At 74.5% G+C, this 15,537-nt stretch carries 2 protein-coding genes; both read right to left on the reverse strand.

Annotated elements, in window-relative coordinates; translation table 11 throughout:
- Positions 1-15: 15 nt before the first annotated feature.
- Positions 16-10,749, reverse strand: a complete 10,734-nt coding sequence (locus AB0G04_RS41165; RefSeq protein ID WP_360995175.1) for an SDR family NAD(P)-dependent oxidoreductase — start codon at positions 10,747-10,749, stop codon at positions 16-18.
- A gap of 35 nt (positions 10,750-10,784) precedes the next feature.
- Complete coding sequence (locus AB0G04_RS41170; protein WP_360995178.1) at positions 10,785-15,527, reverse strand: type I polyketide synthase; 4,743 nt, start codon at positions 15,525-15,527, stop codon at positions 10,785-10,787.
- Positions 15,528-15,537: the final 10 nt, after the last annotated feature.

Genomic DNA, 15,537 nt, shown 5'->3' on the forward strand with positions numbered 1-15,537 from the left:
GTCGTCTCGTTCGCCTCAGGACGTACCGAGTTCGCTGTCGATCAACGCGAAGATGTCGTCCGCGGTGGCGGACTCCAGGTCGTCGTCACTGCCGCCGGAAGCCGGGCCCGCGGCGTCGTCCGCGGCCTCACGCAGGCGGTCCAGCAGCACCTCCAGGCGCATCCGCACCCGGGAACGCTCGTTCGAGTCGAGCTCGCCGGCCCCGCCCAGGGCCGCCTCGACGTCGTCGAGGCTGCGCCGCAGCACCGCCTCCGGGCTCCCCCGGTCCGGCAGCAGTACGTTGCGGACCCTGGCGGCGAGCGCCAGCGGCGTCGGATGGTCGAAGATCAGGGTGGCCGGCAGGCGGACACCGGTCTCCGCGGTCAGCCGGTTGCGCAGTTCGACCGCGGTCAGCGAGTCGAATCCCAGATCCTTGAAGGCCCGTTCCGCGCCGACCGCCTCCGTGGTGGGGTGACCCAGCACCGCGGCGGCATGCGAGACGACCAGGTCCAGCAGGAACGCGTCCTGTTCGGCCGCGGTCAGCGGGGTCAGCCGGTCGGCGAGCGGCACGGTGGTCACCGCGGTCGTGGCCGCCCGGCGCACCGCCGGGCGTACCAGCCGGCGCAGCAGCGGGGGCACCGCGTCACCGAATCCGGCGCGGCCCAGGGCGGACAGCACCAGATGGGCACCGGGCAGCGTGACCGCCGCGTCGAACAGGGCGAGGCCGGTCTCCGACGACAGCGCCCGGCCGGCCCGGGTGGCCCGGTCCAGGTTCGTGCCGTCCAGGTGGGCCGTCATACCGCTGGCCTCCGCCCACAGGCCCCATCCGAGCGACACCGCGGGCAGTCCGCGCCCGCGCCGGCACGAGGCCAGCGCGTCGAGGAAGCTGTTGGCCGCCGCGTAGTTGGACTGGCCGGGCGAACCGAACGTCGCCGCCACCGACGAATACATGACGAACATGGCCAGGTCCTGGTCGGCGGTCAGCTCGTGCAAGTTCACCGCGGCGGTGACCTTGGGCCGGAACACCGCGTCGATCCGTTCGCCGGTCATCGCGGTGAACATGCCGTCGTCGAGCGTCCCGGCACAGTGCACGACACCGGTGAGCCGGCGACCGGCGAGCACCGCGGCCAGCTCCGCCCGGTCGGCCACGTCGCAGGCGACCACCTCCACGGTGGCGCCCGCCTCGCGCAGCCGTTCGGTGAGCGCCCCGGCGCCCGGTGCCTCCGGGCCGCGGCGGCTGAGGAGCAGCAGATCGCGTGCCCCGTGCCGGGTCACCAGCCGCTCGGCGACCAGGGCGCCGAGCTGCCCGGTACCGCCGGTGACCAGCACCGTACCCTCCGGGTCGAGCGGCGCGGGCACGGTGAGGACGTTCTTGCCCACGTGCCGGGCCCGGCTGATGTGGCGGAAGGCGGACACCGCGTCGCGTACGTCCCACGCGGTGATCGGCAGCATCCGCAGCCGGCCCTGGTCGAACAGGCTCAGCACCTCGCGCAGCAGCTCGCCGATACGCCCGGCACCGGCCTCGAACAGGTCGAACGCGTCGTACCGGGTCCCGGGATGCCGGTCGGCCACCTCGAGCGGATCGCGTTTGTCGGTCTTGCCCATGTCCATCAGCCGGCCGCCGCGGGCAAGCAGCCGCAGCGACGCGTCGGTGAAGTCGCCGGTCAGCGAATGCAGCACCATGTCCACGCCGCGACCGCCGGTGACGGCACGGAAAGACTCCTCGAAGTCCAGGGTGCGGGAGGAGGCGATGTGATCGTCGGCGACCCCCAGATCGCGGAGAACGTCCCACTTGGCGGGGCTGGCGGTGGCGAACACCTCGACATCCCACAGGCGGGCCAGCTCGACGGCGGCCATACCGACACCGCCGGCGGCCGCGTGGACGAGCAGGGTCTCCCCCGCTCGCAGGCCGCCCCGGTCGCGCAGGCCGTACCAGGCGGTCAGGTAGACCGTCGTCACGGACGCCGCCTCGGCGAAACTCCAGCCGTCGGGGATCCGCGCCACCAGTGCGCGCTCGGCGACCACCACCGGGCCGAACGCGCCGCCGATCGCGCCGAACACCCGGTCGCCGGGCGCCAGGTCGTGCACGTCCGGGCCGGTCTCGACGACCACGCCGGCGGCCTCGGTGCCCATGCCCTTCTGGTCCGTCATACCGAGCGAGATGGCGACGTCACGGAAGTTGACGCCGGCGGCCCGTACCGCGATCCGGATCTGGCCGGGCTCCAGCGGCCCCGCGGCCTCCGGAGTGGGGCGCAGCACCAGGCCGTCGATCGTCCCGGTGTCACCCGCTTCGAGCCGCCACGGTCCTTCCGGCGCGACCAGCGCGGCCGGCAGCGCACGGCTGAGCCGCGGAACGAGCAGCACGCCGGCACGGACCGCGAGCTGGGGCTCGTCATCGGGCAGAGGGCCGGCCACGGTCTGCCACGACTCCGGAAGGCCGTCCACGTCGATCAGGACGATCCGGCCGGGGTGCTCGTTCTGCACCGACCGGAGCATGCCGAGAACGGTCGCGGCGGCCAGGTCGGTCACCGCCTCGGCAGCCGGGGTGGCGTGCCGGGTGAGCACCACGAGCCGGGTTCCGGCGCGGTCGTCGCCGGTAAGCCAGCGCCGCACCACGTCGAGGGTGTCGCGGGCGAGTCCGGCGGCCCGTTCCGCCGGGTCGTCCGGCATGTCGCCGGGGCAGATCGCGGCGAGCATCGGCAGCCCGGTGACAGCCACGTCGCCGACGGCGAGGTGGACACGGTCCCCGGGCACGCCCTCGGTACGGCATTCGTCCCATTCGATCCGGAACAGCGAGTCGTCGAGGCGGGCGGTCGCCGCCAGGTCGTCCCCGGCGACCGGGCGGAACACCAGCCGATCGACGCCGGCGACGGCCACCCCGGCGGCGTCGGCCACCTGAACGAGGAGCCCGTCGGTCCCGGCCGGGCGCAGCCGGACCCGCAGCATCCGGGCACCGGTGGCGTGCACGGTCACCCCGGTCCAGGCGAACGGCAGCCGGGCGGCGCCCGCCACGTCACCACCGGCGCCACCGGCCAGGGCCGCGGCGTGCAGGGCGGCGTCGAACAGGGCCGGGTGCAGGGCGTACGCATCCGCGTCACCGGTGTCGGGCAACTCGACCTCGGCCAGCACGTCGTCGCCGTGCCGCCAGGCCGCCCGCAGGCCGCGGAAGGCCGGGCCGTAGTCGAGGCCCGCCCGCGCGGTGAGGTCGTAGAGGCCGTCGACGGCGACCGGAACCGCGCCGGCCGGCGGCCAGACGGCCAGGTCGAATCCGGGTTCGCGGGTGTCGGCGGCGATCAGGCCGTCGGCATGGGCGACCCACGGTTCACCGTCGCCGGCACGGGCGGCGATCCGGACGACACGGTCGCCGTCCGGGTCCGGGCCACCGACCCGCACCTGGAGCAGTACGTCCCCGGCCGCCGGAAGCATCAGCGGCGCGCCGATGGTGAGCTCGCGCAGCGTACCGCCACCGGCCAGCCGGGCGGCCTGCCCGGCGAGTTCCACGAAGGCGGTGCCGGGGAAGACGATCCGGTTGTGGACCCGGTGGTCGCCCAGCCACGGATGAGTGAGAGCCGAGATCCGGCCGGTCAGCACGACACCGTCCCCGTCGGCCAGTGGCAGGGCCGCACCGACCAGCGGGTGATCGCCGGCGGTGAGTCCGGCCGCGGTCACGTCGCCGGCCACCGGCCGTACCTTCGGCCAGAACCGTTCGTGCTGGAACCGGTACGTCGGCAGGTCCGCGGCCGGGCCGGCCGGGGTGAGCACGGCCCAGTCCACGGCCGACCCGCGCACCCACAGTTCGGCGGCGGCCCGGTGCAGCTGGGTCCAGTCGTCGTGATCCCGGCGCAGCGTCGCGGTGACCAGGCCGGCGGCGGCGTCCACCCGGTCCTGGAGGGCCGCGGTCAACACCGGATGCGGGCTGACCTCGACGAACGTCGTGTGCCCGGCCGCGATGAGGTCCCGTATCACCTCGTCGAAGCGGACCTGGCCGCGCAGGTTGCCGAACCAGTAGCCGGCGTCGAGCCCGGTCGTGTCGAGCAGACCGCCGGTGACCGTCGAGTAGAACGGGATGCGGGAGGCCACCGGGGTGATCGTCCCGAACGCCGTGTACAGATCGTCGCGGACCGCGTCCACCTGCGGCGAATGCGACGCGTAGTCGATGGCGACGCGCCGGGACCACAGGCCCTGTGCGGCGCAGCGCTTCTCGATGAGGGCCAGACCGGCGGCCGGCGCCGACACCACCACCAGGTGCGGTCCGTTGACCGCGCCCAGCACGGCACCGTCGACGCCGTCGATCAGCGTGTCCACCCGGTCCGCGCCGATCCCCACCGCGAGCATGCCGCCCAGGCCGGAGAGCCGCAGCAGGATCCGGGCCCGTTCGACGGACACCCGGGCCCCGTCGCGCAGGCTCAGGGCGCCGGCGGCCACGGCCGCGGCCAGCTCGCCCTGCGAGTGCCCGACCACGCCGGCGATGTCGACGCCGAGCCACTCCCACACGGCGGCGAGCGACACCATGACCGCCCACAGTGCCGGTTGCAGCAGATCGGAGCGGTCCACCCAGGAGTCGTCGCGGCTGCGCAGCGCGTCGCCGATCGACCAGTCCAGATACTCGGCGAGTGCCTCCTCGCACTGGGCGAAACGGTCGGCGAACACCGGGCAGGTGTCGAGCAGGTCGGCTGCCATTCCGGCCCACTGGCCGCCCTGGCCGGGGAAGACGAGGATGACACCGCCCTCGGCGGTGGCGGCGGTGCGTACGCCCGTGATCAGATGCGTGTTGGTGACGCCGTCGACGGCGGCGGTGAGCCCCGCGGCGAAGCCGTCCGCGTCGCCGGCGGTGACCACCGCCCGATGTTCCAGCGCGGCGCGTGCGGTGATCAGGGCCCGGGCCGTCGCCGCCGGATCGGCCTGGAGTACCGGGTCGCGCAGAGCGTCGGCCTGGGCGCGTAGTGCCGCCCCGGTGCGCCCGGAGATCAGCCACGACAGCGGCCGGCCGGCCGGAGCGGCAGCGGATGCGGCCGGTGCCCCGGCGTCGGGCGCCTCCTCGACGATGACGTGGGCGTTGGTGCCGCTCATGCCGAACGACGAGACACCGGCCCGGCGCGGGTGCCCGGCCCGGGTCCAGGACCGCGGTTCGGTCAGCAGCCGGACCGCCCCGGCCGTCCAGTCGACGTGCGGGGTCGGCGCGTCCACGTGCAGCGTGCGGGGCAGCCGCTCGTGCCGCAACGCCTGCACCATCTTGATGATGCCGGCGACCCCGGCGGCGGCCTGGGTGTGGCCGATGTTCGACTTCACCGAACCGAGCCACAGCGGCCGGTCCGCCGGCCGGTCACCGTAGGTGGCGAGCAGCGCCTGCGCCTCGATCGGGTCGCCCAGCCGGGTACCGGTTCCGTGCGCCTCGACGACGTCGACGTCGGCGGCCTCGAGCCCGGCGGCCGCCAGCGCCTGCCGGATCACGCGCTGCTGCGCCGGACCGTTCGGCGCGGTCAGCCCGTTGCTGGCGCCGTCCTGATTGACGGCGCTCCCCCGGACCACGGCCAGGACGCGGCGGCCGTTGCGACGTGCGTCGGAGAGGCGTTCGAGCAGCAGCATGCCGGCGCCCTCACCCCAGCCGGTGCCGTCGGCGGCGGCCGCGAACGGCTTGCAGCGTCCGTCGGCGGCCAGCCCGAGCTGGCGACGGAACTCGACGAAGGCCGTCGGTGTCGCCATCAGCGTCACGCCACCGGCCAGCGCCGTCGTGCACTCGCCGTTGCGCAGCGCTTGGACGGCCAGGTGCAGGGCCACCAGCGACGAGGAGCATGCGGTGTCCACGGTCAGGGCCGGGCCTTCGAGGCCGAACGTGTACGCCACCCGCCCGGACAGCACCGCGGCGGCGTTGCCGGTGCCCTGGTGACCGTCGTTCTCCTCGGCGGCCGCGGCCAGCAGGCCGAGATAGTCCTGACCACTGGTGCCGACGAACACACCGGTGGAGGTGCCGTGGGCGGAGCGGGGGTCGATCCCGGCCCGCTCGAACGTCTCCCAGACCACCTCCAGCAGCATCCGCTGCTGCGGGTCCATGGCGAGCGCCTCACGGGGCGAGACGGCGAACAGGTCGGCGTCGAAGCCGGACACGTCACGGACGAAACCGCCGAGCGCGTCCGGTTCGTCAGCCGCGGGATCCCAGCCGCGGTCGGCGGGGAACGGCGTCAGGCCGTCGCCGTCGCCGTCGACGAGCCGCCACAGCGTCTCCGGGCTGTCGGCGTCGCCCGGATAGCGGCAGGCCATCGCCACGATCGCGATCGGTTCGTCCGGCTCGGCAAGCGGCTGCCGGACCGTGGTGACCGCCGCGGTAGAGCCGGTCAGCAGTTCCCGCAGCCGGCCTGCGAGCGCCGCCGGCGTGGGGTGGTCGAAGACGAGGGTCGCGGGCAGGGTCAGACCGGTTTCGGCGCTGAGCCGGTTGCGCAGCTCGACCGCGGTCAGCGAGTCGAAGCCCAGCTTCTTGAACGGCACCCGCACGTCGACGCCGCTGACGTCCCGATGCCCGAGTACCGACGCCACCTGCTCGCGTACCAGGGTGAACAGGGCACGCTCCCGGTCCGCGGCGGGCAGGTTGCGCAGAGTGACCGCGAACGACGGTGTGCCGTCGCCCGGCCGCGCCGCCGGGGCCGGGCTCTGCGCCTCGGGCAGCAGGGCCAGCAGCGGCTGCGGACGGGACGCGGTGAACGCGGGCGCGAAGGTGGGCCAGTCGACGTCCGCGACGGCCAGGCAGCCGTCGTCGCCGTCCAGTGCGGCGGCCATACCGGCGACAGCCAGGGCCGGGTCCATCGCCCGCAGCCCGCGGCGGCGCAGATATTCGCGGGTGCTCTCGTCGCCGGCCATGCCGGCTCCGGCCCACGGGCCCCAGGCGAGCGCGAGGCCGGGCCGTCCGGCGGCCCGCCGCTGGTCGACCAGGGCGTCGAGGAAGGCGTTCGCGGCCGCGTAGGCGCCCTGCTGTCCGCTGCCCCACACCCCGGCGACCGAGCTGAAGACGACGAAGAAGTCGAGCTCGTTCCCGGCGGTGAGCTCGTCCAGATGCCGAGCCCCGGCGACCTTGGCCCGCAGCGTGGCGGCGAACGTGTCGAGGGTGGTGTGCTGCAGTGCGCCCGGCTCACCGGCCCCGGCCGCGTGCACCACGCCGACCAGGGGCTGCTCGGCGGGAATGCCGGCGAGCAGGCCGGCGACGGCCGTACGGTCGGCGACGTCGCACGCGGCGACGGTCACCGTGGTTCCCCGGGTGGCGAGCTCGTCGACGAGGCCCGCCACGCCGGGGGCGTCCCCGCCGCGCCGGCCGGTGAGCAGCACGTGCCCGGTGCCGCGGTCGGCGAGCAGGCGGGCGATGTGGGCACCGAGCGCGCCGGTGCCGCCGGTGACGAGCACCGTTCCCGGGCGGGCGCCGGTGCCCGCGGCGCCGGCCGCCGGTGCGGCGGCACGCACCAGGCGTCGTGCGAGCACTCCGGCGGAGCGGACGGCCACCTGGTCCTCGCCGCCGGCCAGTACCGCGGCCAGGTGGTGCAGCGCCGTCCCGCCGGTGTCGGCGGGCAGGTCGATCAGACCGCCCCACCGGTCCGGGTGCTCGAGCGCGGCGACCCGGCCGAGGCCCCAGATCTGGGCGGCGAGCGGCTGGTCCGGAGCCTCCCCGGCCTCGGCGGCGACCGCGCCGCGGGTGAGTGTCCAGAGCGGGGCGCTGATCCCGGCGTCGCCGAGGGCCTGCAACACCGTGACCGTGTACGCGGCTCCGAGCGCCAGCACACCGTCGTGCGTCGACTCGCCGGTCAGTCCGGCGAGCGAGACGACGGTGCGGAAGCCACGGTCCGCCTCGGTCAGGCGGGCGGCAAGCGCCGGCCGGTCCAGGTCGGCCGGCGACAGGGGCAGGACGGTGACGTCGTCGCCCAGCGCGGTGACGATCTCGTCGGCGGCCACTCCCCCGGGGACCAGGACCAGACGGGGGCCGCCACCAGCGGCGGGAGTCGGCGTGACCGGCGTCCACACCGTCCGGTAGCGCCACCCGCCGGCACCGGCCGATGCGGCCGGACGGTGCCGCGGCCAGAAACGGTCCCGCTGGAACGCGTAGGTCGGCAGTTCCACCGGCAGGCCGGCGTCACGCCCGAGGACGGCCCACCAGTCGACCGGGACACCGACCGTGAACAGGGAACCGACCGCTTCCAGCAGGGTGTGGGGCTCAGGACGGTTGCGGCGCAGCGCGGCGACCTGGACGGCTGCCGCGAGGTCGGCCGGCTCCGCGGCGCCGGCCGGCTCGAGCTGGGTCATACCGGTCAGGACGCCGTCCGGGCCGAGCTCCAGGGAGCGGCGGACACCGAGCTCGGCGAGCCGCTGGACGCCGTCGTGGAAGCGGACCGTGTCGCGTACGTGCCGCACCCAGGTGTCCGCGTCGTAGCCGTCGATGATCGCGCCGGTCAGGTTCGACACGATCGGGATCCGCGGCGGGTGGTAGGTCAGCCCGGCGGCGAGCGCCCGGAACCCCTCCAGCATCGGGTCCATCCGGGCGGAGTGGAACGCGTGCGACACCCGTAGCCGCTGTGTCTTCACCCCGTCCCCGGCACAGATCGCGGCGATCGCGGCGACCGCGTCCTCGTCGCCGGAGATCACGACCGACTCCGGGCCGTTGACGGCCGCGACGTCCAGTCCGCTACCCGCCAGCCCCGCCTCGCGGAGCATCGCGGTGGTGGCGGCCTCGCCGAGACGTACCGACAGCATCGCGCCGCCGGCCGGGAGTCCCTGCATGAGCCGGCCACGGCCCTCCACCAGGGTGACCGCGTCGTCGAGGCTGAGCACGCCGGCGACGTACGCCGCGGTCAGCTCACCGATCGAATGGCCGAGCAGGACGTCCGGCACGATCCCCCACGACTCGACCAGCCGGAAGAGGGCGACCTCGAACGCGAACAGTCCGGCCTGGGTGTACGCGGTCCGGTCGAGCAGCTCGGCGTCGTTCCAGACGATGTCGCGCAGTGAACGGTCCAGGTGCCGGTCGAAACGGGCACACACGTCGTCGAAGGCCTTGGCGAACACCGGGTACGTGGCATGCAGCTCCCGTCCCATGCCGGCCCGCTGGCCGCCCTGCCCGGTGAACAGGAACGCGAGCTTGCCGGCGCTGACCGTGCCGCGTACCAGGCCGGGCCCGGTGCGTCCGTCGCCCACCGCGGCCAGGGCGCTCAGGTCATCGAGCCGGCCCGGTTCGGTGAGGAGCACCGCACGGTGCTCCATGGCCGTCCGTGTGCCGGCCAGCGCCCGGCCGATCACGTGTGCGTCGCATGCCGCGAGGCCCGGGTCAGCGAGGTGCGACCGCAGCCGCTCGGCCTGGGCGCGCAGTCCCGCGGCGGTGCGCCCCGACACGATCCACGGGACCGGCCCGGCGACCGCCTCGACCGGCTCCGCCGCCGGTGGCTCCGGCGCCTGCTCCAGGATCACGTGCGCGTTGGTGCCGCTCACCCCGAACGACGAGACCCCGGCGCGGCGCGGCCGTTCGCGGACCGGCCAGGCCACCGGCTCCCGCAGCACCGCGACGCCGCCGGCCTCCCAGTCGACATAGGGGGTCGGCTCGTCCACGTGCAGCGTGCGGGGCAGCCGGGCGTTGCGCAGCGCCAGCACCATCTTGATGACGCCCGCGACGCCGGCGGCGGCCTGGGTGTGCCCGATGTTCGACTTGACCGATCCGATCCACAGCGGGTCGTCCGCGGGCCGGCCGTGACCGTAGGTGGCGAGCAGCGCCTCGGCCTCGATCGGGTCACCGAGCCGCGTGCCGGTGCCGTGGGCCTCGACCGCGTCGACGTCGCCGGGCGTCAGGTCGGCGCCGGCCAGCGCCTGACGGATCACCCGGCGCTGGGCGGGACCGCTGGGCGCGGTCAGGCCGTTGCTGGCACCGTCCTGGTTGACGGCACTTCCACGGACCACCGCGAGGATGCGCCGGCCCAGCCGCTGCGCCTCGGACAGCCTCTCCAGCACCAGCACACCGACGCCCTCGGCCCAGCCGGTGCCGTCGGCCGCGGCCGCGAACGGCTTGCACCGTCCGTCCGAGGCCAGGCCGTCCTGCTTGGCGAACTCGCTGAACACCTCCGGTGAGACGAGCACGGTGACACCCGCGGCGAGTGCCGTGACACAGTCGCCGCGGCGCAGTGACTGCGCGGCCAGGTGCACGGCGACCAGCGCCGACGAGCAGGCGGTGTCGACGGTGACGGCTGGGCCCTCCAGCCCGAGGGTGTAGGCGATCCGGCCGGACAGCACGCTCGTGGCGCTGCCGGTGAGAGCGTGGCCCTCGGCGGCCGGTTCGTCGTGCAGCAGGTAGTTGTAGCCGGAGGTGGCCGCGCCGACGAACACCCCGGTCCGGCTGCCGCGCAGTACGTCGGCGTCGATGCCGGCGCGTTCGACGGCCTCCCACGACGTCTCCAGCAGCAGCCGCTGCTGCGGGTCCATGGCGAGCGCCTCACGAGGCGAGATGCCGAAGAACTCCGGGTCGAAGTCCGCGCCGCCGGTCAGGAAGCCGCCGCGGGCCGCGTACTCCGGCCCGTCCGGATCGACCGGCCAGCCACGGTCGTCCGGGAAGCCGGTTATCGCGTCGCCGCCGTCGTCGATCAGCCGCCACAGCGCCTCCGGGGAATCGGCGCCGGGAAACCGGCAGGCCATGCCGACGATCGCGATCGGCTCGGTGGCGGCCTCGGTCAGTACGCGGTTGGCCGTACGCAACCGCTCCGTTTCCTTCAACGACGACCGCAGCGCGGCCACATAGTCTTCGGTCGAGGCCATGATGAACTCCTGCGGGTCGGCGCGGCGGTCGGTCGTCAGTGGTTCTGTCCGCCGAGGGCCAGCCGCAGCAGGTCCTCACCGTCCAGGTCGTCGATCTCGTCGGGCGTCACGGCGGGCCGGTCGATTCCGGGCGCCTCCTCGGCCAGGCTCAGCAGCGTGTCCAGCAGCCCGGCACCGCGCAGCCGCGACAGCGGGATGAGCTGCAGCACCTGCCGGATGCGGGTGTCGTCGTCCTCCTCCGCGAGACCGCCGAAGAGCAGCGTCTCCAGGTGGCTCGCGAGGGAACGGACGCTGGGATGGTCGAACGCCACGGTGGCGGCGAGCCGTTCCTCCACCGCACGGCCGAGCCGGTCACGCAGCTCCACCGCGGTCACCGAATCCATGCCCAGGTCCCGCAGCGCCCGGTCGACGCGTAGCGTGGCCGGCTGCGAATAGCCCAGGACGGCTGCGGCATGCCGCTGCACCAGTTCGAGGACCGCCGCCGGCCGGTCGGCGACCGGCAGCGCGGTGAGCCGGTCCCGTTCGCTGTCCCGGCCGTCGCGCCGCGGTTCGGCCTCTCCCCCGCCGGCGGCCGCCTCGGGCAGCTCGGCCAGCAGCGGCTGCCGCCGCAGGGCGGTGAACGCCGGCGCGAACCGGGACCATTCGACGTCGGCGACGACGACACACCCCTCGTCGGAACCGACCGCGCCGATCAGCGCCGCCACCGCGAGACCCGGGTCCATCGGCGGCAGGCCCCGCCGCTGCAGGTACTCGTCGGCGCCCGCACCGGCGGCCATGCCGGCCCCGGCCCACGGGCCCCAGCTCACCGAGGTGCCGGGCAGTCCCCGGGCGCGACGCCTGCGGACCAGCCCGTCGAGGTAGGCGTTGGCGGCGGAGTACGCGCCCTGCCCGCCCGCACCCCACACGCCGGCGATCGACCCGAACACCACGAAAGCGTCCAGGGGCGTGCCGTCGAGCAGGTCGTCGAGGATCTCGGCGCCGGCCACCTTCGCGCGCATCGCCTCGGCCAGATCGTCCGGGGTGAGGTCCACGATCGGGCGCACGGTACCGCTGCCGGCCGCGTGCACGACCGCCGACAACGGCCGGTCCTCCGGGATCGTCGCGAGCAGGGCCGCCACGGCGTCCCGGTCGGTGACGTCACAGGCCGCCACGGTCACCCGCGCGCCCCGGCCCTCCAGCTCACGGACCAGCTCCGGCACCCCCGGGGCGTCCACGCCCCGGCGGCCGGTGAGCAGCAGGTGCGGGGTTCCCTGCTCGGCCAGCGCGCGAGCGACGTGCGCACCGAGCGCGCCGGTACCGCCGGTGAGCAGCACCGTTCCGGCCGGGCGCCATCCGTTGCCGGTGTGCGGGCGGGCGGGTGCCCGGACCAGGCGGCGCGCGTTCACCCCGGACGAGCGGACCGTGACCTGATCCTGCCGGCCGTCGGCGAGCGCCGCCACCAGGTGGCGGCCGGCGAGCACGTCGAGTACCGGCGGAAGGTCGACCAGACCACCCCACAGCTGCGGGAACTCCAGGGCCGCGACCCGGCCCAGACCCCACACGAGGTCGCCGGCCGGATCGTCGCCGGTCACCGCGTCCCGCGTCAGGCACCACAGCGGGATGTTCCAGTCCAGGTCGTGCAGGGCCTGCACGACGGCGAGCAGGAAGCCGGCGCCGACGGACGCCGGCAGGCAGGCGATGCCGGCCACCTCCTCGGAACCGTACGGATGAAGGCCCTCCGCCGCCGTCAGCCGATCGCCGCCCACCATGACGACCCGTGGCTCCACCCCGTCAGCCTTCAGCGCCTTGGCGACGTCGGCCACGGTCTCGTCGTCGCCGCCCGGCGTCACGATCAGCCAGGTACCGGAGAGGCGTGCGGGCGCCGGGTGCACCGGCCGCCATTCGATGCGGTACCGCCAGGAGTCGGTGGCCGCTTCCTCAGCCGCACGCCCGCGCCAGGCGGCCAGCGCGGGAAGCAGATCGGTCACGCTGGTGTCCGGAGTGACACCGAGCATCTCGGTGAAGCGGCTGACGTCGTCGTCGACCGCCGCCCAGAACGCGTTGCCGCCGGCCGTCTCCACCGATGCCGGCGGTGCGGCGACCGGCCAGTACCGGTCCCGCGCGAACGGATAGGTGGGCAGGTCCACGGTGTTGCCGCCCCACACCCGGTACATCGCGGCCCAGTCGATGTGCTGACCGGCCACGTGCAGTTCGGCGACGGCGGTGAGCAGCGTCGCGATCTCGGACTGGCCCTGCCGCAGCGCCGGCACGATCACCGGCGGCCGGTCGGCACGGCCGGCAAGCGAGTTGCCGGTCAGCGCGGTGAGCACCGGGTGCGGGCCGAGTTCGAGGAAACGGGAGACACCCATCGCTTCCAGGCAGGCCACGCCGTCGGCGTACCGGACGGCCCGGCGGGCGTGCCGGACCCAGTGCTCGGCGTCCATCCGCTCGACGACCTCGCCGGTCACGTTCGACACGATCGGGATCCGCGGCGTGGCATAGGTCAGGCTCGCCGCCACCGCGCGGAACTCCTCGAGCATCGGATCCATCCGGCCCGAGTGGAACGCGTGCGAGACGCGCAGCGGGTTGTTGCGCCGGCCCTGGGCCGTCCAGCGCGCGGCGATCTCGAGGACGGCGTCCTCGTCGCCGGACACCACCACCTGGGTCGGCCCGTTGATCGCGGCCAGATCGAGACGGCCGGCGAAATGCCGCAGTTCAGCGGCGGCCTCGTCCTCGGTGGCGTCGACGGCGAGCATGGCACCACCGGCGGGAAGCCGCTGCATCAGCCGTCCCCGCGCGGCCACCAGAACACAGGCGTCGTCGAGCGACAGCACACCGGCCACGTGCGCGGCGGCCAGCTCCCCGATGGAGTGGCCGAGCAGCGCGTCCGGTGTCACGCCCCAGCTCTCCACGAGCCGGTACAGCGCCACCTCGACGGCGAACAGCCCGGCCTGGGTGTACGCCGTCTGCTGCAGGGTGTCGCCGTCCTCGTCGATCACGGTCCGCAACGGGCGTTCCAGCACCGTGTCGAAACGGCCGGCGATCTCGTCGAACGCGGCCGCGAAGACCGGGAACTCGGCACGCAACTCCGCGCCCATCCCGGGGCGCTGTGCCCCCTGGCCGGTGAACAGCACGGCCAGACCGCCGCCGCGGACGGAGCCGCTGATCACGGCCGGGTCGGCGGTACCGCGGGCGGCGGCGGCCAGCGCGGCGGCCGCCTGGGCGGGTTCGGTGGCCAGCACGACGGCCCGCTCGTCCAGCATGGTCCGCCCGGTCGCCAGTGAATATCCGACGTCGAGCAACCCCAGTCCGGGGTCCGCCGCCAGTCGTGCCCGCAGACGATGGGCCTGCTCACCGACGGCGGTCGCCGATCCGGCGGACAGCAGCAGCGGGACCGCCACCGGCGTCCGCGACGGTGTCCGAGGTGGCGCGGCCGGCGCCTCCTCCACGATGACGTGGGCGTTGGTGCCGCTGACGCCGAACGAGGAGATCCCGGCCCGGCGGGCGTGGCCGTTACGCGACCAGGGCACCGGCTCGGTCAGCAGGCGTACGTCCCCGGCGCTCCAGTCGACGTGCGGTGACGGGGCGTCCACGTGCAGGGTGCGCGGCAGCAGCCCGTGACGCAGCGCCATCACCATCTTGATGATTCCGGCGACACCCGCCGCGGCCTGGGTGTGGCCGAGATTCGACTTGACCGATCCCAGCCACAGGGGACGGTCCGGGCGGCGGTTCTGGCCGTACGTGGCCAGCAGCGCCTGCGCCTCGATCGGGTCGCCGAGGGTCGTTCCGGTGCCGTGTGCCTCGACCGCGTCCACGTCAGCGGGCTGGAGATCGGCACCGGCCAGCGCCTGCGCGATGACGCGCTGCTGAGACGGCCCGTTCGGGGCGGTGAGCCCGCTGGAGGCGCCGTCCTGGTTCACCGCGCTGCCGCGCAGCACCGCGAGGATCCGGTGCCCGTTGCGCTGGGCGTCGCTCAGCCGCTCCAGCACCAGGACACCGGCGCCCTCGGACCATGAGGTGCCGTCGGCCGCGGCGGCGAACGACTTGCAGCGCGCGTCGGCGGCCAGACCGCTCTCGACGGTGAACCCGGCGAGCACGGCCGGGGTGGCCATCACCGTGACGCCCCCCGCCAGCGCGAGCGTGCACTCACCCTGGCGCAGCGCCTGTGCGGCGAGATGAACCGCGACAAGCGAGGACGAGCAGGCGGTGTCCACCGTGACGGCCGGTCCCTCGAACCCGAAGGTGTAGGACACCCGGCCGGAGATGGCGCTGCCGGCGTTACCGGTCGCCATGAAACTCTCGGCGTTGCCGCCCGCCGCGACGGCCAGGCCGCCGTAGTCGTGATACATCGCCCCGACGAAGACCCCGGTACGGGATCCGCGCAGCAGCGTGTGATCGATACCCGCGTGTTCCAGCGCCTCCCAGGAGATCTGCAGCATCAGGCGCTGCTGCGGGTCCATGACCAGTGCCTCACGCGGTGAGACGCCGAACAGCTGGGCGTCGAAGTCGCCGGCCCCGCGGAGGAACCCGCCCTCCCGCGGCCCGCCACCGGGAGCGTTGAGCGCCTCGAGATCCCAGCCACGGTCGGACGGCAGCGCGCCGATCGCGTCGCCCTCGACCGTCACCAGCTGCCACAGGTCCTGTGCGCTGGACACCTCGCCCGGGTACCGGCAACCCATCGCCACGATCGCGATCGGCTCGCGGGCCCGCTCCTCGGCGGCTTTCAGCTGTTCCCGCGTGTCCCGCAGGTCGACCGTCGCACGTTTCAAATAGTCAAGGAGTTTGTTCTCGTCAGTCATGGCGTCTCCC

Source organism: Actinoplanes sp. NPDC023801 (genome assembly GCF_040639655.1).
Classification (GTDB): domain Bacteria; phylum Actinomycetota; class Actinomycetes; order Mycobacteriales; family Micromonosporaceae; genus Actinoplanes.

Bases quoted from the DNA above. Each gene is read 5' to 3' on its own strand.
- AB0G04_RS41165 (WP_360995175.1), bottom strand. From the start codon at position 10,749: ATGGCCTCGACCGAAGACTATGTGGCCGCGCTGCGGTCGTCGTTGAAG.
- AB0G04_RS41170 (WP_360995178.1), bottom strand. From the start codon at position 15,527: ATGACTGACGAGAACAAACTCCTTGACTATTTGAAACGTGCGACGGTC.